The sequence below is a fragment of the Variovorax sp. J22G73 genome (assembly GCF_030317035.1).
GTDB lineage: Bacteria > Pseudomonadota > Gammaproteobacteria > Burkholderiales > Burkholderiaceae_C > Variovorax.
The window spans coordinates 136,290-163,011 of record NZ_JASZYK010000002.1 but is presented as its reverse complement, the minus strand read 5'-3'; the positions used below and the strand labels follow the sequence as shown (position 1 = coordinate 163,011).

Annotated in this window: 26 protein-coding genes; 17 read left to right on the top strand and 9 right to left on the bottom strand. The window is 69.9% G+C overall.

Features of this window, described 5'->3' with window-relative positions; translation table 11 throughout:
- The first annotated feature begins 100 nt into the window (after positions 1-100).
- The 11 genes from QTI51_RS08645 to QTI51_RS08595 all read left to right on the top strand — a co-directional run bounded on the left by QTI51_RS08645 (position 101) and on the right by QTI51_RS08595 (position 12,582).
- Entirely contained in the window at positions 101-1,189 is a 1,089-nt protein-coding gene (locus QTI51_RS08645; RefSeq protein WP_207786616.1) for a putative FMN-dependent luciferase-like monooxygenase, read from the top strand.
- Complete coding sequence (locus tag QTI51_RS08640; protein WP_116907692.1) at positions 1,186-1,821, top strand: CMD domain protein; 636 nt, start codon at positions 1,186-1,188, stop codon at positions 1,819-1,821. The genes QTI51_RS08645 and QTI51_RS08640 overlap by 4 nt, the downstream gene beginning before the upstream one ends.
- Positions 1,822-1,826: 5 nt before the next feature.
- The gene (locus QTI51_RS08635; protein ID WP_207786617.1) at positions 1,827-2,447 is read left to right on the top strand and encodes an alkylhydroperoxidase domain protein; all 621 of its coding nucleotides are present in this window, start codon (positions 1,827-1,829) and stop codon (positions 2,445-2,447) included.
- Between the two features lie 304 nt (positions 2,448-2,751).
- Positions 2,752-3,942, top strand: a complete 1,191-nt coding sequence (locus QTI51_RS08630) for an acyl-CoA dehydrogenase family protein (protein WP_116907693.1) — start codon at positions 2,752-2,754, stop codon at positions 3,940-3,942.
- A 69-nt stretch (positions 3,943-4,011) separates the two neighbouring features.
- On the top strand, positions 4,012-5,031 hold the full coding sequence (locus tag QTI51_RS08625; protein WP_116907694.1) for an ABC transporter substrate-binding protein: 1,020 nt from the start codon (positions 4,012-4,014) through the stop codon (positions 5,029-5,031).
- Between the two features lie 11 nt (positions 5,032-5,042).
- Positions 5,043-5,834, top strand: coding sequence for an ABC transporter ATP-binding protein (locus QTI51_RS08620; RefSeq protein ID WP_116907695.1), 792 nt, complete (start codon positions 5,043-5,045; stop codon positions 5,832-5,834).
- Positions 5,831-6,772 carry an ABC transporter permease gene (locus QTI51_RS08615; RefSeq protein ID WP_116907696.1) on the top strand — a complete coding sequence of 314 codons (942 nt, stop codon included), beginning with the start codon at positions 5,831-5,833 and terminating at the stop codon, positions 6,770-6,772. Before QTI51_RS08620 ends, QTI51_RS08615 begins: the two co-directional genes overlap by 4 nt.
- Positions 6,759-8,465, top strand: a complete 1,707-nt coding sequence (locus QTI51_RS08610; RefSeq protein ID WP_207786618.1) for an amidohydrolase — start codon at positions 6,759-6,761, stop codon at positions 8,463-8,465. The genes QTI51_RS08615 and QTI51_RS08610 overlap by 14 nt, the downstream gene beginning before the upstream one ends.
- Positions 8,462-9,619: an ABC transporter ATP-binding protein gene (locus tag QTI51_RS08605; protein WP_116907697.1), complete on the top strand. Its 1,158-nt coding sequence runs from the start codon at positions 8,462-8,464 to the stop codon at positions 9,617-9,619. The genes QTI51_RS08610 and QTI51_RS08605 overlap by 4 nt, the downstream gene beginning before the upstream one ends.
- 65 nt (positions 9,620-9,684) lie before the next feature.
- The gene (locus QTI51_RS08600; protein ID WP_207786619.1) at positions 9,685-11,424 is read left to right on the top strand and encodes an ABC transporter permease subunit; all 1,740 of its coding nucleotides are present in this window, start codon (positions 9,685-9,687) and stop codon (positions 11,422-11,424) included.
- A gap of 63 nt (positions 11,425-11,487) precedes the next feature.
- On the top strand, positions 11,488-12,582 hold the full coding sequence (locus QTI51_RS08595) for an ABC transporter substrate-binding protein (RefSeq protein WP_286515958.1): 1,095 nt from the start codon (positions 11,488-11,490) through the stop codon (positions 12,580-12,582).
- Between the two features lie 37 nt (positions 12,583-12,619).
- Here QTI51_RS08595 and QTI51_RS08590 read toward each other — a convergent pair whose 3' ends face one another.
- Both QTI51_RS08590 and QTI51_RS08585 read right to left on the bottom strand, forming a co-directional pair.
- On the bottom strand, positions 12,620-13,255 hold the full coding sequence (locus QTI51_RS08590; protein ID WP_286515959.1) for a flavodoxin family protein: 636 nt from the start codon (positions 13,253-13,255) through the stop codon (positions 12,620-12,622).
- Positions 13,252-13,728, bottom strand: a complete 477-nt coding sequence (locus QTI51_RS08585) for an ester cyclase (RefSeq protein ID WP_116907699.1) — start codon at positions 13,726-13,728, stop codon at positions 13,252-13,254. Before QTI51_RS08585 ends, QTI51_RS08590 begins: the two co-directional genes overlap by 4 nt.
- Positions 13,729-13,795: 67 nt before the next feature.
- On the opposite strand from QTI51_RS08585, the gene QTI51_RS08580 reads away from it, so the two are divergent.
- Positions 13,796-14,746, top strand: a complete 951-nt coding sequence (locus tag QTI51_RS08580; RefSeq protein WP_116907700.1) for a LysR family transcriptional regulator — start codon at positions 13,796-13,798, stop codon at positions 14,744-14,746.
- On the opposite strand, the gene QTI51_RS08575 is transcribed toward QTI51_RS08580, so the two are convergent.
- The 6 genes from QTI51_RS08575 to QTI51_RS08550 all read right to left on the bottom strand — a co-directional run bounded on the left by QTI51_RS08575 (position 14,733) and on the right by QTI51_RS08550 (position 20,206).
- Positions 14,733-14,939: a dodecin gene (locus tag QTI51_RS08575; RefSeq protein ID WP_116907701.1), complete on the bottom strand. Its 207-nt coding sequence runs from the start codon at positions 14,937-14,939 to the stop codon at positions 14,733-14,735. The genes QTI51_RS08580 and QTI51_RS08575 overlap by 14 nt on opposite strands.
- Positions 14,940-15,003: 64 nt before the next feature.
- Complete coding sequence (locus QTI51_RS08570; RefSeq protein WP_286515960.1) at positions 15,004-16,185, bottom strand: c-type cytochrome; 1,182 nt, start codon at positions 16,183-16,185, stop codon at positions 15,004-15,006.
- Between the two features lies 1 nt (position 16,186).
- The gene (locus QTI51_RS08565) at positions 16,187-17,038 is read right to left on the bottom strand and encodes an ABC transporter ATP-binding protein (protein ID WP_503011488.1); all 852 of its coding nucleotides are present in this window, start codon (positions 17,036-17,038) and stop codon (positions 16,187-16,189) included.
- On the bottom strand, positions 17,032-18,132 hold the full coding sequence (locus QTI51_RS08560; protein WP_116907704.1) for an ABC transporter permease: 1,101 nt from the start codon (positions 18,130-18,132) through the stop codon (positions 17,032-17,034). Before QTI51_RS08560 ends, QTI51_RS08565 begins: the two co-directional genes overlap by 7 nt.
- Positions 18,129-19,145 carry an ABC transporter substrate-binding protein gene (locus tag QTI51_RS08555; RefSeq protein ID WP_116907705.1) on the bottom strand — a complete coding sequence of 339 codons (1,017 nt, stop codon included), beginning with the start codon at positions 19,143-19,145 and terminating at the stop codon, positions 18,129-18,131. The genes QTI51_RS08560 and QTI51_RS08555 overlap by 4 nt, the downstream gene beginning before the upstream one ends.
- Positions 19,146-19,240: 95 nt before the next feature.
- On the bottom strand, positions 19,241-20,206 hold the full coding sequence (locus QTI51_RS08550; RefSeq protein ID WP_116907706.1) for a LysR family transcriptional regulator: 966 nt from the start codon (positions 20,204-20,206) through the stop codon (positions 19,241-19,243).
- A gap of 72 nt (positions 20,207-20,278) precedes the next feature.
- On the opposite strand from QTI51_RS08550, the gene QTI51_RS08545 reads away from it, so the two are divergent.
- Entirely contained in the window at positions 20,279-20,998 is a 720-nt protein-coding gene (locus QTI51_RS08545; RefSeq protein WP_116907707.1) for an HAD family hydrolase, read from the top strand.
- 11 nt (positions 20,999-21,009) lie between these two features.
- On the top strand, positions 21,010-22,161 hold the full coding sequence (locus tag QTI51_RS08540) for a DSD1 family PLP-dependent enzyme (protein WP_116907708.1): 1,152 nt from the start codon (positions 21,010-21,012) through the stop codon (positions 22,159-22,161).
- Positions 22,162-22,185: 24 nt separating this feature from the next.
- On the opposite strand, the gene QTI51_RS08535 is transcribed toward QTI51_RS08540, so the two are convergent.
- Entirely contained in the window at positions 22,186-23,064 is an 879-nt protein-coding gene (locus tag QTI51_RS08535) for a helix-turn-helix domain-containing protein (RefSeq protein ID WP_116907709.1), read from the bottom strand.
- Between the two features lie 219 nt (positions 23,065-23,283).
- Between QTI51_RS08535 and QTI51_RS08530 the strand changes: the two genes are divergently transcribed.
- From QTI51_RS08530 to QTI51_RS08520, 3 genes are all read left to right on the top strand, one after another.
- On the top strand, positions 23,284-24,153 hold the full coding sequence (locus QTI51_RS08530; RefSeq protein ID WP_116907710.1) for a fumarylacetoacetate hydrolase family protein: 870 nt from the start codon (positions 23,284-23,286) through the stop codon (positions 24,151-24,153).
- Positions 24,154-24,161: 8 nt separating this feature from the next.
- Positions 24,162-24,944, top strand: a complete 783-nt coding sequence (locus tag QTI51_RS08525) for an alpha/beta fold hydrolase (protein ID WP_116907711.1) — start codon at positions 24,162-24,164, stop codon at positions 24,942-24,944.
- Positions 24,945-25,013: 69 nt separating this feature from the next.
- Complete coding sequence (locus QTI51_RS08520; RefSeq protein WP_116907712.1) at positions 25,014-26,354, top strand: metal-dependent hydrolase family protein; 1,341 nt, start codon at positions 25,014-25,016, stop codon at positions 26,352-26,354.
- Positions 26,355-26,722: the final 368 nt, after the last annotated feature.

The window sequence follows — 26,722 nt, the reverse complement described above, 5'->3', positions numbered from 1 at the left end:
GGATAAGCAAACGCGAAATCCGGCGTTCCGCGCGGGCGGCGTTGGGGGCCCAATCTGCGCTTTCATTGCCCTGCGCCTTCACAGTTCGGCGCGCCGCACCTTGCCAGCCATTCAACGACCTCCCTTGCGCCTCGGCTTCTTCAGCCGCCTGCTCGACGACGCTACCGCGGCCGAGCGCTACCGCCTCGTGGCCGCGCAGATTGCCCATGCCGAGGCCTTCGGCTTCGATTCCGCCTGGGTCGCGCAGCATCACTTCCATGAGCACGAGGGCGGGCTGCCGTCGCCATTCGTGTTCCTGTCTTACGTGGCGTCGCGCACGCGGCGCATTCGCCTGGGCACGGGCATCGTCACCTTGCCGCTGGAAAACGCGGTGCGCGTGGCCGAAGACGCCATCGTGCTCGACCTGCTCTCGGGCGGCCGGCTCGACGTGGGCGTGGGCACGGGCGGCACGCCCGAGTCTTTCGCGGCCTTCGGGCTCGACGGCAACGACCGCTCCGCGCTGTTCGCGCGGCAGCTCGACGCGGTGCGCGCCGCCTGGGCCGGCCAGCCGCTCGCAGGCGGCGACACGCTGTACCCCGCGGGCTCGCAGCTGCTCGATCGCATCTGGCAAGCCACCTTCTCGGTGAGCGGCGGCACGCGCGCCGGCCTGGCGGGCGACGGGCTGATGCTGTCGCGCACGCAGCCGCGCCCCCTCGATGCGCAGGACGCCTCGCTGGCCGACATACAGAACCCCATCGTCGATGCCTACCTGGCGGCGCTGCCAGCGGGGCGCGCGCCGCGCATCGTGGGCTCGCGCAGCGTGTTCGTGGCCGACACCCGGCAAGAGGCCTTGCGGCTGGCCGACATCGGCCTGCGGCGCTCGGCTGCGCGCTTCGCCGCATCGGGCCAGGCCGGCCTGGCGGACCGCGCCGGCCCCGACGCCACGCTCGCGCAACTCATTGCCGCCTACGACGTGCACATGGGCTCGCCCGACGACGTCATCGCCTCGCTGCGCGCCGACAGCACGCTCTCGCGCGTGACCGACCTGGTGTGCCAGGTGCACTCGGTCGATCCGCCGCACGCCGCCATCCTGCGCTCCATCGAGCTGACCGCCACCGTGGTCGCGCCGGCCCTGGGCTGGGTTCGCGAGCCTGCGGAGGCTGCCACGGCGCCAGATATTCCCTCCGCTTCACTTCTCAAGGCCGCATGAACGCCGTTGCATCCACTCCCGTTCCCGACGTGATCGACCAGCTGGTCGGCATCGCGCCCGGCGATTCCATCGACCAGCTTCGCGTGCAGCGCGAGCAGGCGCGCATCAACGCGCAGCAAAGCTACCTGTCGCTGTTCGCGCCCACGCCGCCGGTGTTCGGGCAGTTCGGCATCGCCGACCGGTTCGCGGTTGCGGCCTTCGTGGCGGGGCTGCATGGCCAGGCCGACGTGGCGAGCTTCTATGCACAGCAGCTGGCCGGGCAGGGCGCACGCGCCGGCGTGGCCGATGCCATCGCCGCCGAGGTCGCGCGCGGCAAGGCGCAAGGCCCGTACGGCAGCTACCCCGCGGGCCGGCTCAGCGTGGAAGACACGGCAGGCCCGTCTTACATCGTGAGCGACGCGTACCGCGACGTGCTCGGCGGCAAGCTCGCCGCGGCCCTCGCGCACGCGCACCTGCTGGTCTTTCATCCGCGCGACGCGAGCCCGGCGGCGTTGCAGGCCCTGCTCGACGCGGGCTGGACCAGCACCGAGGTCGTGACGCTGTCGCAGCTCGTGTCTTTTCTCGCGTTCCAGATCCGCGTCGTCATCGGCCTGAAGGCACTGGCACGGCGTCCCGCAGCCCACATCGAGTGAACCCCATGACGACCGAGACCGAACAGACCTTGCGCCACCCCGGCAACATGCACCCCACGGCCTTCACGCAGGCCCAACTCGAATGGCTGCCCTGGCTGCCACCGCTGCCCGAGGCCGAGCTGACCGAGCGCCACTTCGCGGGCCTGGTGGACGCGGCGCGCGCCAAGTCGCCGTACTTTCGGCTGCTGGCGCGCGACCCCGACATCCTGGGCGCGCGCACCCGCACCGACAAGGACATCTTCTACAACCCCGAGGCCGGCCTGCCGCGCGCCGAGCGCGAGCTGTCGGCCGCGGCGGCCTCGCGCTACAACGGCTGCATCTACTGCGCGTCGGTGCACGCGCGATTCGCCTCGCACTTCTCGCACCGCACCGACGATGTGCAACGCCTGCTCGACGAGGGGGTGAAGGCCGAGCTGGGCGAGCGCTGGAACGCCATCGTCGAAGCGTCGGTCGCGCTGTCGTCCACACCCTCGACCTTCGACGGCACGCACATCGACAACCTGCGCGCGCAGGGGCTGGACGACCTGGCCATTGCCGACGTGGTGCACGGCGCAGCCTTCTTCAACTGGGCCAACCGGTTGATGCTGTCGCTGGGCGAGCCGCAAGAGAACGCGCCGGCTTCCTGAGCGCTGCGGCAACGTTGGCGACAACGGCGGGACTGCCGGCGCACCACCCTTGCAACAGCACAGGCCGGCCGCGCGTGCGCGTCCGGCCGAAACGAAGTTCGCATTTGTTCATGCGCTTTTCTTCGTTCCGAGTGAGCACTTCCGTTTCTAGACTTCTGGCTCCATTGCCGGGCGGCCTTCTCGCTGTCTCGCACCACTGCTGCCTCGGCGGCCTGCCGGAATCGCCTTGTCTTCACAGCCTTCCTCCCTCGCGCCTTCCGCGCGCTCAGCGTCTTCTGCTTCGTCGGCGTCGTCCGCTTCGTCCGTGTTTTCGGACCCGTTCACCGAAGACTTCGGCGAGTTCACATCCGCGGTGAATGCGCTGGCCGATTCGTTGGCCGCCACCGCCGCTGAACGCGACCGCGCCGGCGGCACCGCACTGGCCGAGCGCCAGCTGCTGCGCCAGAGCGGACTGCTCACGCTGGCCATTCCTCGCGCGCACGGCGGGCAGCAGGCCGCGTGGCCGCTCATCTTCCGCATCCTGCGCCGGCTTGCGCAGGCCGACAGCTCGCTGGCGCACCTGTTCGGCTTTCAGCACCTGCAGGTGGCGAGCGTGCTGCTGTTCGGCTCCGACGCGCAGCAGGCGCGCTTTCTCGGCCAGGCCGTGGAGCACCGCTGGTTCTGGGGCAACGCGGTGAACGCGCGCGACACGCGCCTGAACGCCGTGCGCACGCCCGAGGGCATCGAGCTCGACGGTGTGAAGGCCTTCTGCTCCGGCGCCACCGACTCCGACGTGCTCAACGTGTCGGCCGTCCTCGGCCCGCTGCCGACCGATCGCGTGTTCGCGGTGGTGCCCACGTCGCGCGCGGGCATTCGCGTGAACGACGACTGGGACAACATGGGCCAGCGCCAGACCGACAGCGGCAGCGTGTCTTTCGACCATGTGCGCATCGCGCACGACGAGCTGCTCGGCCCGCCCGGCGTGGCCTCCAGCCCGCGCGCCACGCTGCGCAACCTCATCGGCCAGGTCGTGCTCACCGAGATCTACCTGGGCAACGCGCTGGGCGCCTTGCGCGCGGCCATCGACTACCTGCGTACGCAGACCCAGCCCTGGCCGATGGCCGGCGTGGAGCGCTCGCAGGACGACCGGCTGCTGCAATTGCGCGCGGGCGAGATGTGGTCCGGCCTGCAGGCGGCCATTGCGTTGTCGAACCACACCAATGCGCGCTTCCAGCAGGCCTGGGAGCGCGGCGCCGCGCTGACGGCCGAAGAGCGCGCCGCGCTCGCCATCGACGTGGCCTCCGCCCGCGCGCAGGCGGCACGCACCGCGCTGCACGTGACCTCGCAGATCTTCGAGCTCATTGGCGCGCGCGCCACCGCGGCGCGCCACGGCTTCGACCGCTACTGGCGCAACGTGCGCGTGCACACGCTGCACGACCCGCTGGACTACCGGCACCAGAGCATCGGCGCCTGGCTGCTGGCGGGTGATGTGCCCAACCCTTACGGGTACGGCTGATACCCGCTTTTCACGTCGCTTCTTTCTTCGCCTTCCCCTTCGCCTTTCCCTCGTTCCCCGGATACCCGCATGACCATCTCGACCTCCCTCGACCGCCGCCAGTTCGGCCTCGGCCTTGCCAGCCTCGCCGGCCTGGCCCTTCACACCCCGTCGTGGGCCCAGCAAGCCGCTGAAAAAATCGTCGTCGCCGAAAGCCAGGGCTTCAGCTGGGCCATTCCGTACCTGGCCACCAGCAAGAACTACTGGAAGAACCACGGCATCGAGGCGACCACGCTGCAGTTCACCTCGGGCCGGCTGGCCTTCGACGCGGCCGTGGCCGGCAAGGCGCAGTTCGCCACCTCCACCGACAGCGTGGTCGGGCTGGCGGGCGCCAACGGCGTGCCGGCGGTGATCGTGGCGGAGTTCTCGCGGCTGTCCAGCGGCATGGTCGTGGCCGCGCGCACCGACCGCGGCATCCAGGGCGGCGCGCAGCTCAAGGGCAAGCGCGTGGCCACCACCATCGGCACCAGCGGCCATTACTTCCTGAGCCGCTTCCTGTCGCTGCACGGCCTCACGCTGAAAGACATCACGCTGGTCAACCTGCGCGGCCCCGACGCCGTCACCGCCGTGACCAAAGGCGACATCGACGCCTTCGCCTGGGGCTGGGACGCGGGCCAGAAGGCCATTGCCGACAGCGGCGGCAAGGTGAAGGTGCTCGACGACACCGGGCTGGAAAAGGTCTTCCTGAGCCACTACGTGCTCACCGCCAACGAGTCGCTGGTGCAGAGCAAGCCCAAGTTGGTCGAGGCCGCCGTGCGCAGCCTGCTGGACGCCGAGAAGTTCTACCGCGCGCAAACCGCCGACGCCATCGCGCTGGTGGCCGAGCGCACCAAGGCCACGGTGGACACCACCAAGGCCGGGCTGGACACCGTGTCCGTCGGCGTGCGGCTGGACAACCGCCTGCTCGACGACCTGGTGCTGAACGCGCAATGGGCGGTCGAGGCCGGCCTGGCCACGCCCACCAAGGACGACCTGCGCGCGCTGTACCGCAAGCTGATCTACACCGACGCGCTGAAGGCCGCCGCGCCCGACCGCGTGACGCTGTCCTGAGCACAGCGCGCATGACCGCCTCCGTGAAAGACGCCGCGCCGCCCAGCGTCAGCATGCGCGACGCCTCCAAGCTCTATGCCTCCTCGGGCGGCGAGCTCAACTGGGCCATGACCGGTGTGGACCTGGACATCGGCCAGGGCGAATTCGTCTGCGCCATCGGCCCCAGCGGCTGCGGCAAGACCACGTTGCTGAACATGATCGCGGGCTTCATCCAGCCGACCACGGGCACCGTGACGGCGGGCGGCCAGCGCGTGAGCGGCCCGGGCGCCGACCGGGGCGTGGTGTTCCAGGAATACGCGCTGTTCCCGTGGCTCACCGCGCGCAAGAACATCGAGTTCGGCTTGAAGATGCAGGGGCTGGACGCAGCCACCCGCCGCCGGCGCGCCGACGAACTGCTGGCGCTCACGGGCCTGTCGCACGCGGCCACGCGCTTTCCGTTCGAGCTGTCGGGCGGCATGCGCCAGCGCATTGCCGTGGCGCGCGCGCTGGCCACGCAGCCGCAGGTGCTGCTGATGGACGAGCCCTTCGCCGCCATCGACGCGCTCACCCGCACCAGCCTGCAGCGCGAGCTGCTGCGCATCTGGCAGGAGCTGAAGCTCTCTGTGTTCTTCATCACGCACAACATCGAAGAAGCGGTGTTCCTCGCGCAGCGCGTGGTGGTGATGAGCGCGCACCCGGGCCGCATCCGCGAGATCGTCGACATCGATCTGCCATACCCGCGCGACCGCGCCGACCCGGCCTTCGGCGAGCTGTATGCGCGCATCGGCGCCGCCTTTGCGCAGCCCGAAGAGGCGTCGGCATGAGCGCGGCGTTGAACGACCTTCGTGGCCTGGGCGCGGCTGAAGACGGCACGGCGCGAGAGCAGCAGCAAGAGAGTGCCCCGGTGCCCTCGCGCACCGACGCCGAAGCCGCCCGCCGCCTGGCCATCGAGCAGGACTTTCGGCGCGAGCAGCTCGCGCGGCGCCGCAGCGGCCGGCGCCGCCAGCTGCTGCTGGGCGTGGTGGGTGTCATCGCCTTCCTGCTGGCCTGGGAGATCGCGCCGCGCGTGGTGCCCGGCATCAACCTGAAGATGTTCCCGCCGCCCTCGCATGTGGTGGGCGTGTTCATCGACATGACCTTTCGCACCGGCGAGATCTGGCCGCACGTGGGCGCGAGCCTGCTGCGCGCGCTGTGGGGCTTCCTGCTGGGCGCGTCGCTGGGCGTGGTGGCCGGCGTGCTCACCGGGCGCAACGCCACGCTGCGCCACCTGAGCGACCCGGTGCTGCACGGGCTGCGCGCCATTCCGGCCATTGCCATCGTGCCGCTGGCCATCGTGTGGTTCGGGCTGGGCGACCTGTCGAAGGTGATGCTGATCGCCTGGGGCGCGTTCTTTCCGGTCTGGGTCAACACCTTCATCGGGGTGCGCGACATTCCGATGGTGTACCTGCGCTCGGCCGCCGCGCTGGGCGCCAGCCCGTTCGCGACCATGGTGCAGGTCGCGCTGCCCGCGGCCTTGCCCTTCGTGTTCGCCGGCTTGCGCCAGGCCACGGCCGTGTCTTTCGTGGTGCTGGTGGCCGCCGAGCTGGTGGGCGCGGAGCAGGGCCTGGGCTTTCTGATTTCGTTCGCGCACCTGGTGTTTCGCGTGGACATCATGTTCGTCGGCCTGCTGTTCCTGGGCGCCATCGGCTTCGTGGCCGACCAGCTCTTCGCGTGGCTGCTGCATCGCTTCTTCCCCTGGTACGGCGCCGATGCAAGACGCTGAACTCATCTTCGAGAACGGCCAGGTGCTCACCATGGTGCCCGGCGCGGCGCCGGTGCAGGCCGTGGCCGTGGCGCAAGGGCGCGTGCTGGCCACGGGCAGCAACGCGCAGGTCGCGGCGACACGCGGCGCGCGCACGCGGGTCGTCGACCTGGCGGGCCGCACGCTGGTGCCTGGCCTCATCGACGCGCATGCGCACATGGAGCGCGAAGGCCTGAAGACGCTGCGCCCCAGCCTGGCGCACGCGAAGAACATCGCCGACGTGCTGGCCGTCGTCGCGGCCGAGGCGGCGCGCCTGCCGCGCGGCGCGTGGATCGTCACCATGCCGGTGGGGCAGCCGCCGTTCTATTTCGGTGGCCCGTCGAACCTGGCCGAAGGGCGCATGCCCGACCGCCACGAGCTCGACGCGGTCGCGCCCGACCACCTCGTCTACATACCGGGGCTGTTCGGCAACTGGGGCGTGCCGCCGGGGCACAGCGCGCTCAACAGCCGCGCGCTGGCGCTGCACCGCATCGACGACGCCACCTGCCCGGACTGCAGCGGCCTGCAGATCGAGCTCGGCGCCGACGGCCAGCCCAACGGCGTGATCGTCGAGACCAACAAGCGCCCGCTGGTGGAGTTCTCGGTGCTCACGCAGGTGCCGGCCTTCGGCTTCGACGACCGGCTCGAGGGGCTGCGCCGCTCGCTGCCGCTGTACCACGCCTGCGGCACCACCAGCATCTACGAGGGGCACGGCTCCTCGCCCGAGACCATCGCCGTGTACCGCCGGCTGTGGGAAGAGGGCGGCCTCACCATGCGCACCCGCCTGTGCGTGAGCCCGACCTGGTCGAACGTGCAGGAGGCCCGCCTTGCGATGCGCGACTGGCTCTCGTACGCGCGCGGCCGAGGCACCGGCGACCCGATGCTGGCCGTGAGCGGCATCTACATCGGCCTGGGCGGCGACAAGGCGGCCGCCAACGCGGTGCGCCGCGCGCTGCCCAACACCGGCTGGATGGGCTTCGTCGAATGGGCCAACCGGGTGGAAGACTTTCGCGACTATGCCTGGCTCGCGGCCGAGCACGACCTGCGCGTGCACAGCGTGGTGGTCGACCGGCTCACCGAGGTGCTCGACGTGTTCGAGGCCATCGACGCGCGCTTCCCGCTCGCGGGCCGGCGCTGGGTGGTGGAGCATGTGGGCTACGTGACGGCGCAGGACATCGCGCGCGTGAAGCGCCTGGGCCTGATGGTGACCAGCATTCCGTTCTACATGCTGTGGAAGAACGGCGCGCCGCGGCTGGTGGACGAACACGACGAGGCCGGCCAGGCGAGGCAACACACCTTCCTGCCGCAGCGCGACCTGCTCGAGGCCGGCCTGCCGCTGGCCGCCGGCAGCGACAACATTCCGGTGAGCCTGTTCACGGCCGTGTGGGCTTCCGTGGCGCGGCAGGAGCGCACCACGGGCCGCGCCATCGCGCCCGCGCAGGCGCTGGGCCGGCTGCAGGCACTGCAGACCGTCACGCGCAACGGCGCCTTCCTGAGCTTCGAGGAAGACCGCAAGGGCACGCTGGCGCCGGGCCACTGGGCCGACATCGCCGTGCTGAACGCCGACCCGCTGGCCGTGCCGGTGGACCAACTCGCCCACATCCACGCGGAGCTGACGCTGGTCGGCGGGCGCGTGGTGCACGGCCAACCCTTTGCAGAAGCTGTTCCTTCATGAGTTCCATCGCGACCGACGCGCCCCTGGGCGCACACACCTCGCGCGCGCCGGTCGGCGTGCGCAGCGCGGCGCCGTCGGCTTCCATCGGCAGCCGCATCGCCATTCGCGGGCTGAGCCGCCGCTTCGGCCGCTTCACCGCGGTGGACAACGTCGACCTGCAGATCGAGCCCGGCGAATTCGTCACCTTGCTGGGCCCCAGCGGCAGCGGCAAGACCACGCTGCTGGGCGCCATCGCGGGCTTCGCGGCGGTGGACGAGGGCGACATCCTGGTGGACGGCCGCTCGGTGCGCGGCGTGCCGCCGCACCAGCGCGGCTTCGGCATGGTGTTTCAGCACTACGCGCTGTTTCCGCACATGACGGTGGCGCAGAACGTGGGCTTTCCGCTGCGCATGGCCGGCCTGGGCCGCGCCGAGAGCACGCGCCGCATCGGCGAGACGCTGGCGCTGCTGCACCTGGGCGAGTACGCCGAGCGGCTGCCCGCGCAGCTCAGCGGCGGCCAGCAGCAGCGCGTGGCCATTGCGCGCGCCATCGTGCGGCGCCCGCCCGTGGTGCTGATGGACGAGCCGCTGAGCGCGCTCGACCGCCGGCTGCGCGAGGCCATCCAGATCGAGATTCGCGCGCTGCACCGCACGCTGGGCACCACCATCGTCTTCGTCACGCACGACCAGGGCGAGGCGCTGGCCTTGAGCGACCGCATCGCGGTGCTCGACAAGGGCCGCATCGTGCAGGTCGGCACGCCGGGCGCGCTGTACCGCCAGCCGGGCAACGAGTTCGTGGCGCGCTTCGTGGGCGAGTCGAACGTGCTCGACGCGCGCGTGCTGCGCGTGCACGGCGAGGCGGCGGTGCTGCACATCGACCACGGCCAGGCCTTCGAGGCGCGGCATGCCGGCACGCCGCTGTCGCCCGGCCAGGAGGTGAAGGTGCTGGTGCGGCCTGAGCGGGTGGCGCTGGTAGCCGCGGGCACCGCGGGCGCGTTGGCCGCGACAGTGGAATCGACCGTGTTCCTCGGCGAGATACTGCGTGTCGATGCGCTGCTGCCCGGTGGCGGCAGGCTGCAGGTGCGCGGCCTGGACCCGCGCGACGGCCACGTGCCGGCCATCGGCGACACCGTGCACCTGGCCTGGCAGGCCGGCGACGCGTGGGTGCTGGCGTGAGTGCTCTCGAGACTGCTGGTCTGAGTGCAACGGCCGCTGCCACAGGGCCGCGCCGGCGGGCCCGCGTGAACCTGCGCAACCCCGCGTGGCTGCTCGCGCCGGCGCTGCTGTTCTTCGCCTTCTTCTACGTGCTGCCGTTGCTCGACCTGCTGCAGCTGAGCGTGGCGGGCGACGCCGGGTTGTCTTTCTACGCCCGTGTGTTCGAGGTGCCGCTGTACTGGGAGTCGCTGGTGCGCACCTTCGGCATCGCGGCGGCGGTGGCGGCGCTGTGCGCGCTGTTCGGCTACCCGACGGCGTTGCTCATCCATCGCGCGCGGGGCACCTGGAAGCTGGTGCTGACGGCGGCGGTGGTGCTGCCGTATTTCATCTCGGTGCTGATCCGCACCTATTCGTGGATGGTGCTGCTTGGGCGCAACGGGCCCATCAACAAGCTGCTGCTGGCCATCGGCGTGGTCGACGCGCCGCTGCCGCTCATCTTCAACCGGGCGTCGGTGCTCATCTCGATCAGCGCGGTGCTGCTGCCGTTGATGGTGCTCACCGTGGGCGGCAGCCTGGCGCGCATCGATCCGCTGGTGCAGCGCGCGGCCACGGCCAGCGGGGCAGGGCCGCTGGCGGTGTTCTGGCGCGTGCTGTTTCCGCAGACGCTGCCGGGGCTGCTGGCGGGCGTGCTGCTGGTGTTCATCTCGGCGCTGGGCTTCTTCATCACGCCCTCGCTGCTGGGCGGCCCGGCCGACCAGATGTTCGCGATGCACATCACCCAGCAGGCGGACTTTCTGGCCAGCGGCGGCTTCCTGCAGTCGCTGGCGGCGGTGCTGCTGGCCGTCACATTGCTGGTGGTCGCGGTGGCGGCGCGCTTCCTGGGGCTGGAGTTCATCTGGGGCGGGCAAAGGGCGGGCAAGCCGGTGCGTGATGTGGCCCACAGCGGCTCGGCTTCATGGCGGCATGCCGTGTTCGGGCGTGTGCTCGACCGCATGGCCGATGCGTTCGGCTGGCCGCTGCTGCGCGCGCTCGGCGCGGTGCCGGCGTGGCTGGGGCGGCTGGTGTCGGGCGCGCTGGCGGCCGTGGCCTTCCTGACCCTGCTGCTGCCCATCGCCATCGCAGCGCTCATCTCGTTCAGCGACTCGGCCTACATGCGCTTTCCGCCGCCCGCGTACTCGCTGCGCTGGTACGAAAAGTTCCTGTCGGACCCGGTGTGGATGTCTTCGCTCGGCACCTCGGTGGCGGTGGGGCTGCTGGCCACCGCTATCTCGGTGGTGCTCGGCACCGCGGCGGCGTTCGGCCTGGTGCGTTCGTCGTTGCGCGGCAAGACGGCGTGGATGACTTTTCTGGTCAGCCCGCTCATCGTGCCCGGCGTGGTACTCGGCCTGTCGCTGTACAGCCTGTTCCTGCGCGCCGGGCTGGCGGGCAGCGTGCCGGGCCTGGCCGCGGCCCATGCCATCGGCGGCATTCCGCTGGTGCTGGTGATCGTCGCGGCCAGCCTGCAGGCGGTGGACATGCGCCAGGAGCAGGCCGCGGCCGTGCATGGCGCATCGCCGCTGCGGGTGTTCTGGTTCGTCACGCTGCCGGCCATTCGCCCGGGCGTGCTGGCGGCGTCGTTCTTCGCGTTCCTGCATTCCTTCGACGACCTCGTGCTGTCGATGTTTCTCAGCGGCGCGCGCATGACCACGCTGCCGCTGCGGCTGTGGGGCAACGTCAACTACAAGCTCGACCCCGTGCCGGCGGTGGTGGCCACCTTCGAGGTGGCGCTGATCGTGGCCGGCCTGTTCTTCGCGCGCTCGGCCTGGGCCGCGCGCCAGCGGCGCTGAGCAATCGAAGAGCCACAGCGCCTTCCCGTTTCCGTTTGTCATTTGAAGAAAGAAAGCATCCGCATGAAGCAATCGAGTCCCCGTCCGCTGCAGACCCTGCTCGCCCTGGCGATCGCGCTGGGCAGCGCCTGCGGCGTCGGCCCGGCCTGGAGCCAGGCCAAGGAAGTGGTCACGCAAGACCCGGGCGGCACCTACGGCGAGAACCTGCGCCGCCTGGTGTACGACCCCTTCACCAAGGACACCGGCATCAAGGTGCTCACCGTGCAGGAAGCCCGCGGCGGCCCGCGCGTCAAGGCGCAGGTGGAAGCCAAGCGAACCGAGTGGGACCTGAGCTTCATCTTCGACCAGGAGGTGCGCCAGCTCGACCCCTACCTGGCCGAGATCGACTACAAGAAGCTCACGCCCGAGGCGCAGAAGACCGTCGCTTCGCTGCCCAAGGAGGCCGTGCGGCCCAAGGGCGTGGCGCTGCAGGTGATCGGCGTGGCGCTGGTCTACAACAAGGAAGCCTTCCCGTCGAAGAAGTACCCCAAGGCCTGGGCCGACTTCTGGAACGTGAAGGACTTTCCGGGCAAGCGCTGCCTGCCGCAGTGGTCGCGCTTCGTGTTCGAGTCGGCGCTGCTGGCCGACGGCGTGCCGGCCGACAAGATCTACCCGGTCGACTTCGACCGCGCGCTGCGCAAGATTGCCGAGATCAAGCCGCACGTGGTCAAGTGGTGGCTGACCAATTCGCAGGCGCCGCAGTTGCTGCTCGACGGCGAAGCCTCGGCCTGCCTGTCTTACACCGGACCGGTGGCGCGCCTGAAGAAGGAAGACGCCAGCGCCCCGCTGGAGCTGACCTGGGACCAGGCCTTTACCTACTACGACTTCTTCTCCATTCCGAAGGACGCGCCGCACTACGACGCCGCGCTCAAGCTGCTGTCGTACCGCCTGGACGCCGAGCGCGCCGCCCGCGTGGCCGAGGCCACCAGCGTGGCGCTGCCGTCGCCGCGCGTGTACGCCGCGGCCGACCCCAAGCTGCGCGACTACTGGACCAACAGCCCCGAGGTGGAGAAGAAGGCGATCAAGTGGAACGCCGATTTCTGGGGCGCGAAGGCACCGGACGGCACCACGAACGAGGAATACGCGCAGCAGAAGCTCAACCAGCTGCTGGCGCGCTGAGCGCGCTCAGCGCGTTTCCCGCGGGCAAGCCGGCAGATCAGGCGGCCACCGCCACGGCTTCCGGCTGGCTGACTGCCGCGTACCGGCGCACCTGCTGCGCCAGGTAGCGCCCGTACTTGCCGGCCGACAGCGCATCGGCCGGGTCCAGCGCCGGCGGGCTGCCCGGTGCGCCGCCGTTCTGCGCCATCAGGCCCATGAAGGAGGCCAGGCGGTTGGTGCCGTCGGGCTGGTGCGGCAGCTCGTTCCAGTTGAGCCAGGTCATGCCGTGCTGCGCCGCCAGCAGGTTGAAGTAGGCGAGCGTGTGCAGCTTGTCGCCGCTCGGGCTGCCGCTGATGGTGAACCCGCCCGCGAACTTGCCGACCCAGCCGCGGCCGTACCAGATGCCCGCCGTGGCATCGGCAAAGGCCTTGAACGGTGCGGCTGCGCCGCCCATGAAGGTGGGCGAGCCGAACACGATGGCGTCGGACGCGCTCAATGCCTCGAGCACCGCGTCGTCTTGCCAGCGGCCCTTGTCGATCTGCTCGCCGGTGATGCGCAGCAGCTTCATCTGCACGCCGTCGACCGAGGCCGCGCCTTCGCCGATGGCCTGTGCCAGCAGGTCGGTGGTGCCGGTGCCCGAAAAGAAGACGACCGAGAGCGTCGACACGGTGGATGCGGCAGTGGCGCGGCTCATGCTGCGGCTCCGCCGGCCGGGCCGGCGCCCACCTGGTTGAACCAGCCGAACCAGTCTTCCAGGTGCCAGGTGTGCGTGAGGCGTCCGTCGGCGATGCGGTGGAATTCGTGGATGGCGATTTCGAACGGCTTGCCGCTGGGCGCCACCCCGAACCATTCGCCGGTGTGCACGCCGGTGATGGCGGCGCGCACCGCCGCACGGCCCGGCACGCCGATCATTTCGTGCACGGTGATGCGCAGGTCCGAGAAGGCGGCCCGGAAGGCCACCACCATCGGCTTGATGCCGTCGCGGCCGGGGCCCTGGCCGGGCGCGAGCGGCACGTCGTCCCAGTCTTCGGCGAGCACCTCGTCGAGCAGGTCGGTGTCGCCCTCGCTGAAGGCGCGGTACAGGGTTTCGATGGCGTGCCGTTCTGCGGCGGAAAGGCCGGCGACGAGCGCCGGCGCGGCGTTGGTTTCAGTGGTGTGTGAGTTCATGCCGCCAGCGTAAGAATTCGGCGTTCATAAGTAAAATCGATTGACGGTATGTGAGAGCATTCGTTCCATGGATTTACATGGCATCGACCTCAACCTGCTCGTCGCCTTCGACGCGTTGCTCGCCGAGCGCAGCGTGACCCGCGCGGGCGCCCGCATCTACCGTTCGCAACCGGCGGTGAGCGCCGCGCTGGCCAGGCTGCGCCTGCTGCTGAAAGACGAGCTCTTCGTGCGCGGCCCCAACGGCCTGCAGCCCACGCCGCGCGCGCTCGACATCGGCGAGCCGCTGAGCCAGGCGCTGGCCGAGATCCAGCGCATCCTGCAGTTCACCCAAGCCTTCGATCCGGGCTCGTCGCCGGCCACCTTCAGCATCGCGCTGTCTGAGCATCCGGCCTTCGTGCTGCTGCCGCGGCTCATCGCCTTCCTGGCCGAGGCCGCGCCGCAGGTGGACCTGCGCGTGCGCAGCTTCACCGCGCGCGACGACGCGGTGGCGCTGCTCGATGCGGGGGAGGTCGACCTGGCGGTCGGCGTGCCGCCCACGTCGCCGTCGGGGCGCATCCTGACGCAGCCGCTGTTCGAGGAAAGCTTCGTGTGCGTGATGCGCAAGGGCCATCCGGCCGCCAAGGTGCCGCTGACGCTCGATGCCTTCGTCGAGCTCACGCACCTGCTGGTGTCGCCCGAGAACGAGCGCTTCGGGCTGGTCGATGCGCAACTTGCGCAGCAGGGGCTTCAGCGCCGGCTCGGGCTTACGCTGCCGCACATGTACGCGGCGCCCATGCTGGTCGCGCACTCCGACATGGTCGCGACGCTGATGCACGGCGTGGTGCTGGCATCGGGCTACGTAGGCGAGCTTTGCGTGCAGCCGCCGCCGCTGGCGCTGGCCCCGGTGCCCTTCGTGATGGCCTGGCACCGGCGCAACGACGCGCACCCGGCGCAGCGCTGGTTGCGCGACAGCGTGGCCGGCTTGCCGGGGCTGGGCCTGGGGCACCTTGCCCCGCCCGTTCCACTCACTCCAGCGTGAACCCGATCTTCAGCGACACCTGCCAGTGCGCCACCTTGCCCTCGACCACATGGCCGCGCGTTTCGGTCACGGTGAACCACTGGATGTTGCGCACCGTTTCGTGCGCCTTGGCGATGGCGGTCTGCACGGCGTCTTCGATGCCGATGGGCGACGAGCCGGTGAGCTCGAGGGTCTTGTAGACGTGGTTGGACATGGGAGCGTCTCCTTCAGGGTGGTTGAAAAAAGGCGGCAGGCAAAAACATCGTAGTCCTGTTGCGCTAGTGCACGAAGCCGCCCTTGACGAAGCGCACCGGCTCGGCGTCCATGCGGGCGATGAGGGCGCCGAGTCCATCGGGCGGCAGGGGCAGGGGTTTTGAACCGGCGCGCGCGGGCGAGTCGGTGCGGCACAGCAGGTCGTCGTCGCTCCATTCGTTCTTGCCGGGCTCGCCGCGCGCGCGCAGCCAGCCGTCGCGGTCGACGATGAGCTGTGTGCCCGCGAGCTGGTCGGTCGCGGCGATGAGCGAGAAGGCCGACCATGCGGTGAGCGCGTCGGCCACGCAATCACCGGTTTGAGCATTGCCGGGCTGGGCATCGCCAGCCTGCGCGTTCGGCTTCAGAAACACCGTGACCATGCGCGGGTCTTCCAGCAGGGGTTGCCCGCCACCGGCCGCCACGATGCGCAGGCGCTGCCCGCGCCAGCTGCTCAGCATGCGCCGCGGCTTGCCCTTGCATTGCACGGCCATGTCGGGCGGCGCGATGGGCTGGGTCCACAGGCCGGCCGCGCGCAGGCTTTCTCCCGCGCCCTGGGCCTTCATGAAATCGATGAGCGCCCAGGCGTCTTCGTCGCGCAGCGCGGCGCCGAAGCCGGGCATGGTGACGGCGCCGCGCCGGTCGCGCACGCCGTTCAGCACGTGCCACAGCACGTCGCCATCGGCGCGCCGCCACAGCAGCGGGCCGGCAAGGTTGGGCGGCCACACGGGCTGCGCGGCGGCCAGCGGGCCCTGGCCCTTGCCGTCGGTGCCGTGGCAGGCCACGCACTGGGCGGCATACAGCACGCGCCCGCGGTCGATGCTGGCGGCGGTGAAGCCCGTGGGCGATTGCTGGAAGCTGGTCGGGTAAGCCGGCACCAGCACCACGTTGGCCTCGGGCCAGGGCGCGAGCACCGCCAGCAGCGTGGTCAGCGCCACCAGCCACGGCCGGCGGCGGCGCCACAGCAGGGCCAGCAGCAGCACGACGAATGCGACGGCAAGCACCACCACCGTCAGCCCGAGGCGCCTCGCCTGGCCCAGGTCGATCAGCAGGTTCTCGCCCGACAGCCGGTGGTCCCACGGCCACGCCGGCTGGCCGTGCGCCTGCACCACCAGCCCCAGCGCATCGAGCACGCGCAGCAGTTGCAGTTGCGCCCCCTGCAGCAGGCCGATCAGCAGGTTGAGCCAATCGGCCTCGGGAACGCTGCCCATGTCACCAGGTGGCGTCGAGCCCGAGGTGCTTCAGCGCCTCGTGCCGCAGCTCGGCCAGTCGGGCGTCGCCGCGGTGGCGCGGGTAGGGCAGGTCGACCACGATTTCCGCCGCGATGCGCGCCGGCCGGTCGCTCAGCACGATCACGCGGTTGGCCAGGAACAGCGCCTCTTCCACGTCGTGCGTGACCAGCAGGGCGGAGAAGCCCGCGCGCTGCCACAGGTTGACGAGCTCGCTCTGCATGGCGATGCGCGTGAGCGAATCGAGCTTGCCCAGCGGCTCGTCGAGCACCAGCAGCTGCGGGTCGTTGACGAGCGCGCGCGCCAGCGCCACGCGCTGCGCCATGCCGCCCGAGAGGTGGTGCGGAAAGGCTTTCGCAAAATCGGTCAGGCCCACGAGCTTGAGCGCCTCGTCGACACGGCCGCGCTGCTCCTTCAGCACGCCGCGCGCCTGCAGGCCCAGCGCCACGTTGTCCCACACGCTGCGCCAGGGGTAGAGCGTCGGGTCCTGGAACACGACGATGCGCGACGGGTCGGGCCGGGTGATGGCCTGGCCGTCTTGCGTGATGGTGCCGGTGGTGGCGGGCTCCAGCCCGGCCACCAGCCGCAGCAGCGTCGACTTGCCGCAGCCGCTGGGCCCCAGCAGCGCCACGAACTCGCCGGGCTGCACCTGCAGGTCGATGCCGTCGAGCACCTGCAGCACGCCGCCGGACACCTCGAACCAGTGGCTGACGCCACGGATATCGATGTGCGCGCCCTTGGTCTTCGTTGCCGCAGCTGTCACGGTGGCTGCGGTGGCTGCGGTGGCTGCAGCGTCGGTCGGCGCAGGCGCTAGGGGAAGCACGGCGTTCACCATTTGACGGTTCCTTTCTGCCACGACAGCACGCGGTCGCGCACCTTGAACAGCAACGTGATCAGGCCCGAGCACAGCGCGGCCATGACGAACAGCGCCGCGTACATGTTGGCGTAGGCGGCCCAGCCCTGCGCCCACTGCAGGTACCAGCCCAGCCCGGCCTTCACGCCCATCATCTCGGCCGTGATCAGCACCGAGAACGACGCGCCCAGGCCCATGAACAGGCCCACGAACACCTGCGGCAGCGCGGCCGGAATGGCCACGCGCAGCACCAGGAAGCGCTCCGACGCGCCCAGCGTGCGCGCCACGTCGTAGTAGCTCTTGTTGACCGAGGCCACGCCCGACCAGGTGAGCACCGCCACCGGGAAGAAGGTGGCCAGCGCCACCAGGAACACCGCCGCCACGTAGCTCGAAGGCGCGAAGAAGAAGGCCAGCGGCAGCAGCGCCGACGCGGGCACCGGCCCCAGGAAGCGCAGCAGTGGATGCACCCAGTACCCCGCGATGCGCGACCAGCCGATCAGCACGCCCGTGACGAAACCCACCAGCGCCCCCAGCACGAAGCCGTTGGCCAGCAGGCGCAGCGAGTACGCGGTCGACAGGCCCAGGCGCTGCCAGTCTTCGTTCACCACGTCGATCAGGCTTTGCGGCGGCGCGAAGAAGGGGGAGGGCAGCACGCCGAGCTTGGCCGTGGCGGCCTCCCACACGGCGAACACCACGGCCAGCGCCACCAGCCATTGGCCGGCCGGGCGCAGCGTTTGCGTGAGCTTGCCCGCGCGCGAGCCGAGCAGGCCGATGGCCAACAGCACGGCGGCCACCACCAGCGTGGCAATGCCGAACTCGTCGGTGAAGGCCCAGTCGCTGAAGCCCACCGACTTGTTCGGCCACAGCAACGTGAGCAGGCCGAGCGCGAACCAGGCGGCGGCGGCCAGCAGGCCGGTGGCCCAGAGGCCCGTGGGAGCGACGGGGGCGGCGGGGCGCAGCAGGACGGTGTCTGCAGCTTTCGTTGCCGCAACGGGCGCGCGTTGCGCACGCTGTGCAGCAGGCGCATCGCCGTGCCGGCCCAGCGGCGCGTCCAGGAGTTGTTCGGCGGTCGTCATGCGAGCACGTCCAGCGAAACCTGGTTCGCGAAGCGGGTCACGTCGGTGCTCTTCTTCAGGATGCCGGCGTTGCGGAAGTCGGTGGCAAAGGCTTCCACTTCGTTGCGCAGCGCCTTGCCCGCCGGGTGGTGCTTGTAGGTGAGCTCGGCGAGCAGCTTCTGCAGGTCTTCGAGCGGCACCTTGGGTGCGTACTTGGAATAGATCCTGGCGGCCTCGTTCGGGTTTTCCGACACGTAGTCAGACGCCTGCGCCAGCGCGCGCACCACGGCGGCGGCGCGCGGCTTGTCGTTGCGCGCGAACTCGCCGCGCGCGCCCACGATGCAGCACAGCCGCTCGGCGTATTCGCCCTTCGCGCTGTTGGCGAGCTCGACGAACACGCCCGGGTTGCGCTTCTCGATGAGGAACACGTTCGGGTCGCCGTCGGCAATCACCTGCACCTCGCCCTTTTTCACGGCCACGTCGAGCAGGTCGGCGGGGTACACGCGCCAGTCGACGTCCTTGTCGATGTCGATGCCCTTCTTGGCCAGGTGAATGGCGTAGAACTGGCGCGCCGGGCTGTTCTGGTCGGACACGCCGATGGTCTTGCCCTTCAGGCTCGCCACGTTCGACGTGACGCCCGCCGCCTTGGCGCCGATGAGCCGCAGGCAGCCGCCGTGCACGCTGCCCACCACCTTCACGTCGAAGCCCGCTTCCAGCGGCTTCACCCAGCGGTGGATCAGGCCCACGCCCACGTCGGCCTTGCCTGTGGCCAGCGCCTCGAGCATCTGGTCCGACGAGCCGGCCCAGTTCAGCAGGTCGACGTCGAGCCCGTTCTTCTCGAAGAAGCCGCGCTCCAGCGCCACCGGCACCGGCGCCAGGCAGAAGCCGGCCTGGCTCCAGGCGAAGGTGAGCTTGCGCGGCTGTGACCAGGCCGAGGCACCCAGCAGGGCCGCGGAGCCGACCACGGCGGCGGCGGCGCCGGCCTGCAGCACGCTGCGGCGCGAGGGCGGCAAGTGATCGAGAGGAACGTTCATCGGAGCTTCTCCACCGGAATGTTTGGAAGCCCGGAGTGTTGGCGCGCGCCCCCGGCGCCAACAACGAATGAATGCGGCTATGGATATGCGCGCAGCTACTTTCCCGCGGCGCCGAAGCTCTCGACCAGGAAGGCGACGATGGCCTGCACGCGCGCCGTGCGGCCCTTGCGGCTGGGCACCAGCAGCGTGACCGGGGCGCTGTCGAACTGCCAGTCGGGCAGCACGCGCACCAGCGTGCCGCGCGCCACGGCCTCGGCCGCGTCCCATTGCGAGCGCAGCACCAGGCCCATGCCTTGCTCGGCCCACTGGCGGGCCACGGCGCCGTCGTTGGTCACGTAGGCGGGGCTGATGCGCAGGGTTTCGCGGGTGGTGGCCTTCATCGGCCGGGTTCGAAGTGCCGCGCCCGTCTTCGCCGGACGAGTTCGAAGTGATGCACCCGTCTTCGCGGGCCGCAGGTGCCACAGCGTCACGTCTTCGTCGTTCTCCCGAATGCAGATGCAGTCGTGTGCCATCACGTCGCGCGGCAGGCGGGGCGTGCCGCGCAGGCGCAGGTAGTCGGGGCTGGCGCACAGCCAGCGCTCGTTGTCGCTCAGCGTCCGCGCCACCCACGACGAGTCGCGCACCGCGCCGATGTGGATCACCGCGTCGGCGTCGTGCCGGTCGGGCCAGGGCGTTTCGCGCAGGTCCAGCTGCATGTGCAGGCCGGGGTGCAGGCGGGCGAAGCGCACCAGCATCGGCGCGATGTACTGGCGACCGTAGCCGAAGGGCGCGGCGATGCGCAAGGTGCCCGTGAGCCGTTGGTCGTCGCGCTGCATCGATTCGCGCAGCCCCTCGATCTGCCCGAGCAGCGCGGCGGCTTCGCGCGCGAAGCGTTCGCCCTCGGGCGTGAGGGCCAGCCGGCGCGATGTGCGCGTGGCCAGCGACAGGCCCAGCGTGGCCTCCAGCTTGCGCAGGCGCATCGACAGGGCCGGCGGCGTCACGTCGAGCGCGCGGGCCGCGGCGCTCAGCGAAGGCTCGCGCAGCAGGGCGGCGGCGAGTTGCATGTCTTCGATCTGGATCATTAACGTGTGCTTAACGATTGATGAGCGGGAATTGAAGCACAGGCGGGGTCTTGGCACGTAGAGTTCGTGGCCATGCACACACCCACTTCCCCGCAAGACAGCCCACAAGACCGCCCGCAAGAAGCGCCGCAAGATTCCGCGCGCTACCCGCGCGCCGTGCTGTTCGACCTGCTCACCGCGCTGATCGATTCCTGGACCGTGTGGAACACCGCCGCCGGCGCCGAGGACAAGGGCCGCGCCTGGCGCGCCGAGTACCTGCGCCTGACCTACGGCTGCGGCGCCTACGTGCCCTACGAACAGCTCGTGAAAGACGCCGCGCGCAACACCGGCATGGCCGCCTCGGCCCCCGATGCGCTCGAAGCCCAGTGGCACACGCTGCCCGTGTGGGACGGCGCCCGCGAGCTGCTGCTGGCGCTGAAGCCGCATTGCAAGCTGGCCGTGGTCACCAACTGCTCGAAGCGGCTCGGCCACCTGGCGGCGACGCGGCTGGGCATCGAGTGGGACGTGGTCGTCACGTCGGAGGAGGCCGGCTTCTACAAGCCCGACCCGCGCCCCTACCGATTGGCGCTCGACCGGCTCGGCGTGAAGGCGGTGGATGCGGCCTTTGTCGCCGGCTCGGGCTACGACATGTTCGGCACCTCGTCGGTCGGGCTGCGCACCTTCTGGCACAACCGCGTGGGCCTGTCGCTGCCGCAGGGCGCGCCGCCGCCCGAGCTGCAGGGCGACACGCTCGCGCCGGCGTTGCCGTGGCTGCAATCGTTCGGCCCACGGGCCGCGGACCTGAACACCTGAAGAGAAACCCCATGAACACACTCGCCACGCTCGACACCCTGGACACCCTGGACACGCCCGCAGCCCTCATCGAACGCACGCGCATGCAGCGCAACATCGAGCGCATGCAGCAGCGCATGAACGCGCTCGGCGTGCGCTTTCGCCCGCACGTGAAGACCACCAAGTGCATTGACGTGGCCAGGGCCCAGCGCGATGCGGGCGCGCAGGGCATCACCGTGTCCACGCTGAAAGAGGCCGAGCAGTTCTTCGCGCACGGCTTCACCGACATCCTGTACGCCGTCGGCATGGCGCCGCACCGGCTGCAACATGCGATGGAACTGCGCCGGCGCGGCTGCGCGCTGGTCATCATCACGGACGGCGCCGAGTCGGCACGCGCCATCGCCGAGTTCGGCCGCGCGAACGGCGAGGTGTTCGACGTGCTGATCGAGGTCGACACCGACGGCCACCGCTCCGGCATCCGCCCCGAGGAAGACGCGCTGCTGCACGTGGCGCGCACGCTGCACGAAGGCGGCATGCGCCTGGGCGGCGTGATGACGCACGCCGGCTCCAGCTACGAGCTCGACACGCCCGAGGCCCTGCGCGCCATGGCCGAGCAGGAGCGCGCGGGCTGCGTGCACGCCGCGCAGCGGGTTCGCGATGCGGGCCTGCCGTGCCCCGTGGTCAGCGTCGGCTCCACTCCCACGGCGTTGATGGCGCAGTCGCTCGAAGGCGTGATCGAGGTGCGGGCGGGCGTGTACGTGTTCTTCGACCTGGTGATGCGCAACGTGGGTGTGTGCAGCGAGAGCGACATCGCGCTCAGCGTGCTCACCACCGTCATCGGCCACCAGGTCGAGAAAGGCTGGGCCATCGTCGATGCCGGCTGGATGGCCATGAGCCGCGACCGGGGCACGCAGAAGCAGAAGCGCGACTTCGGCTATGGGCAGGTGTGCGCGGTGGATGGCACCGTGCTCGAGGGCTATGTGCTGAGCGGCGCGAACCAGGAGCACGGAATTTTGTCGCGCGAAGGCACGGCCGACACGGACATTGCCGCGCGCTTTCCCATCGGCACGCGGCTGCGCGTGTTGCCGAACCATGCGTGCGCGACGGGGGCGCAGTTTCCGGAATACCACGCGCTGGGGGAAGACGGCGCGTTGCAGACGTGGGACCGCTTCCACGGCTGGTAAGCACGAGGCCCGCCCCAACGCACACTAGACGCTCGGCTCCCTCGGTATCCCCGTGACCGTCACCGGCGAAGGGTCGCGCGTCGCGCGCTTGAAGATCGACGGCGACACGCCGGTGTGCTCCTTGAAGAAGCGCGAGAAATTGCCCGGCGCGGAAAACCCCAGGTCGAGCGCCACGTCGGTCAGCGCGCTGCCTTCGGCCACGCGCCGCATGGCTTCTTCCACGCGCACGCCGCTCCAGAACACCTGGGGCGTGGTGTTGAGCTGGTCGCGAAACAGCGCGAAGAAGTGGCCGCGCGACAAGCCCACCTTGGCCGCGATCTCGTCGATGGTCGTGATCTCGGACACGTGCTCGCGCATGTAGGCGATGGCACTGCGCAGGCGCTGGTCGAGCATGACCCCGACGCCGCCGACCCCTGCGATTCCATTCACTGGCGGCTCCACGCCGCCAGCGGTCGATGTGGCTATCGCCGTTTCCAGCAGCCGCTCCACCTCGTCGTCGATGGCCGGGCGCGCGCCTCTCGCGGAAATGATCAGGTCCAGCACGCGCCAGCACGAGCGGCGCAGCGCGGCGTTGATGGGCACGCGCGGCGACGGAAACCTGAAGCTGCGCCCGGTGGCATTGCCCAGGTCGTCCAGCCACTGGCGCGAGATCATGAACACCAGGAAGAGGCAGCCGCCGGTGCTCTCCATGACCATGTCGTGCGCCTCGAAGGCGTTGACGCCCAGCGCCACGTTCTCGCCGTAGGGCACCACCTCGTTGCCCACATGGGCGACCGCATGCGTGCCGCCGAGCCAGAAGGCCAGCTGCGATTCCGAATGCGCGTGCGCCACCAGGTTGGCGCGCGACTCCAGGACGATCGCCGTGCCGAACGCGCCTTCATGCAGTGCGTATGCCTCCGCCATGTCTCCGTGTCCTTGGTTCGTCGTTCGTGGGGTCTACGGCGCGATTGTTCGCCCGCGCGCGGCCCGCGAAATGGCCCCATCGGGTAAGTCCCTAGCACTTCACCTGACTCCTTGATACGCCGCCGGATGCACCGATAAGCGGCCGCGGTCGCCCGTTTCTAAAGTTGCGCCATCCCCGCGACAACCCTTCGCAACAACACCTCACAGGAGCCAGCAGCCATGCGCATCGCCACCTACATTTCCGACGGCACCCGACACGTGGGACTCGTGTCCGAAGACGGCCAGACGATCAACACCCTGGCCCTCACGCCGGCCCAGGCCGCCGCCGGGGCCCTGCACCTCATCGAGTCGCTGGCCGAAGGCGGCACGCTGCCCGCGGCCAGCGGCGCCGCCGTCAAGGTGGCCGACGTGACGCTCGACGCACCGCTGCCCAAGCCGCGCCGCAACCTCTGGTGCGTGGGCCGCAACTACCACGCGCACGCCAAGGAACTGTCGGCCTCGGTCTTCAAGGACAACAGCGCCAAGACCGACGAATGGCCCATCGTGTTCACCAAGGTGCCCGAATGCGTGGTCGGCCCGCACGACGAGGTGCTGCTGCCCGGCGCCGTGTCCACGCAGATCGACTACGAGGCCGAGCTGGCCGTGGTCATCGGCAAGGGCGGCAAGAACATCGCGCGCGGCGACGCGATGGCGCACGTGTTCGGCTACACGGTGGTCAACGACGTGACCGCGCGCGACGTGCAGATTCGCCACGGGCAATGGGACATGGGCAAGTCCTTCGACACCTTCTGCCCGATGGGTCCGTGGATCGTGACGGCGGACGAGTTCGACGGCACGAAGACGCGCGTGCGCTGCTGGGTGAACGGCGAGCTGCGGCAAGACGGCCCGACGGAAAACATGATCTTCGACATTCCGACGCTCATCGAGACCATCTCGCGCGGCATCACGCTGTACCCCGGCGACGTGATCGCCACCGGCACGCCGGCCGGCGTCGGCATGGGCATGGCGCCGCCGCGCTACCTGAAGGCGGGCGACGTGGTGCGGGTCGAGATCGACCGGCTCGGCGCCATCGAGAACAAGTTCGTCTGAGCAGCGCCATGACCACGCAAATCATTCAAGGCATGGCCGTGGAAATCGACGGCAACGGCGAGGCGCTGCTGTGCATCCACGGGCTGGGCGGCTCGTCGAACACATGGACGCCGGTGCTCGCGGCGATGACCGGCTTTCAGGCGATTCGGCCCGACCTGCCGGGCAGCGCCCGTTCCGCGCTGCCGCAAGAGGCCCTGTCCATCGAAGGCTACGTTTCGGCGCTCGAGGCGCTGCTCGAGAGCCTCGGCGTCGAGTCGCTGCGCATCGCCGCGCATTCGCTCGGGACCATCGTGGCGCAGCATTTCGCGGTGCGCAACCCGGGCAAGGTGAAGTCGCTGGCGCTCTTCGGGCCGCTGGTCGCGCCGCCCGAAGCGGGCCGCCCGAACATCCGCGCGCGCGCCACCGCCGCGCGTGGCGGCGCGGCGGCCCTGCAGGACATTGCCGACGCCATCGTCAAGGGCGCCATCAGCCAGGACACCAAGGCGCAACAGCCGGCCGTGCTGGCGCTGGTGCGCGAGAGCGTGATGCGCCAGTCGCCCGAAGGCTATGCGCAGAGCTGCGAGGCGCTGGCCAGCGCGCAGTCGGCCGACATCGAGCGCATCGGCGTGCCCGTGCTGCTGGTGACCGGCGACGAAGACGGCGTGGCGCCGCCCGCCAACGTGGCCGCCATGGCCGCGCGCATCGCGGGCGCCAGGCAGGTGGTTGTCGAAGGCTGCGGCCACTGGACGACCTTCGAGAAGCCGCAGCGCTGCATGCAGGAGCTGCAGCAGTTCCACGCCGCGCTGCGCTGAATTTCTTTCTTCAGGCGATCACGTATTCATCAACCCATGTCCGGCGCCACCGGCCGGAGGAGACAAGCCATGACCCGCATTGCATTCACCAACGTCCGCATCTTCGACGGCTCGGGCGAAGACACCTACACCGGCGACGTGCTGGTCGAGGGCAAGCGCATCGTCGACGTGGCGCGCGGCCCGCGGCGCGTGAGCACCGACGACGCGCGCGTCATCGACGGCAAAGGGCGCTTCCTGATGCCCGGCATGACCGAGGCGCACACGCATTTCTCGTGGAACGACCAGCCTTCGCTGGCCGCCATCCAGTTCATGCCGCCCGAGGAGCACATGCTGTGGTGCGTGCGCGTGGCCAAGCGCTACCTCGACATGGGCTGGACATCGGCCATCGGCGCGGCGGCGGCCAAGCCGCGGCTCGACGTGGTGCTGCGCAACGCCATCGAGGCGGGCGAATTTCCCGGCCCGCGCTACCTCGCGGGCAGCCAGGAAATCACCACCATCGGCGCGCTGGGCGACAACACCCTGCCGCACATGAAGTTCGAGGAGCTGAGCTTCGGCAGCGTGTGCAGCGGGCCGGAAGAAATCCGCCGCTCCGCGCGCACCTTCATCAAGTACGGCGTCGACCATCTGAAGATCAACCTGTCGGGCGAATACATCGCCGGGCTGCCGGCGGAGATGTCGCCTTTCGCCGAAGAAGAAGTGGCCATGCTCGCGCAGGAGGCCAAGCGCTACGGCAAGCGCATGGCCGCGCATGCGCGCTCCAGCGAATCGGTGAAGCAGTGCGTGCGCCACGGCATCGAAATGGTCTACCACGCGAGCTTTGCGGATGCCGAAGCGCTCGACATGCTCGAAGCCGCGAAGGACAAGCACTTCGTGGCGCCGGGCATCGGCTGGCTGATTCGCACCACCTTCAACGCGGCCGAGTACGGCATCACCGAAGCCGTGGCCACGCAGATGGGCTACAAGCGCGAGCTGGAGATTGCGTCGGCCTCGTTGCGCGAGATGCACAAGCGCGGCATTCGCATCCTGCCCGGCGGAGACTACGGCTTTGCGTGGATGCCGCACGGCACCAACGCCAACGACCTGCAGTACTTTGTCGACTACATCGGCATGACCCCGAAAGAGGCGCTGATGGCCGCGACCCGGCTCGGCGGGCAGATCATGCAGCGGCCCGACGAACTGGGGCAGCTGAAGGCCGGCTTCCTGGCGGACATCGTGCTGGTCGATGGCGATCCGCTGCAGAACCTGGCGCTGCTGACGGACCCGGCCAAGGTGCAGCTGGTCATGAAAGACGGCGTGATCCACAAGGACTGCGCCACGCCCGTGCCGGCGCACGCGGCCTTGCACCTGGAAGGCGCCGACACACCGTTGCAGGAGCAGGGCGTGCGCGAAGCGCTGGCGGAAATGCATTGAGCGCGCAGCGCGCTGGCCCGCGCCCACAGGCCGGGCCGCGCACGGCAAAGTGACTGGTGAAGCGACGGCCCTTCGAGAACAACGCGCATGTTCTCCAGGGGCTTCATCGGTTTACAAAGCGCCCGAATTGTTGTCAATGTTCAGCCACACGACTTAGTCGCGCGAACTGAGACTTTCTAGCGCATCCGTTCCCCCCGCGCGTCCCTCTCTTCCCTAAAGTGAATGCCCCTGACATTCACGTCCCACCCGTGGGCAAGGAAGGCATCACACGCAAGCACCCCTCTGAACCCTACCGCTTGGTCTCGCAGCGCATGCGCCGATGCATGGGGCATCGGCAGCAATCGCGAGGCACCAAAGACACCAAAGAA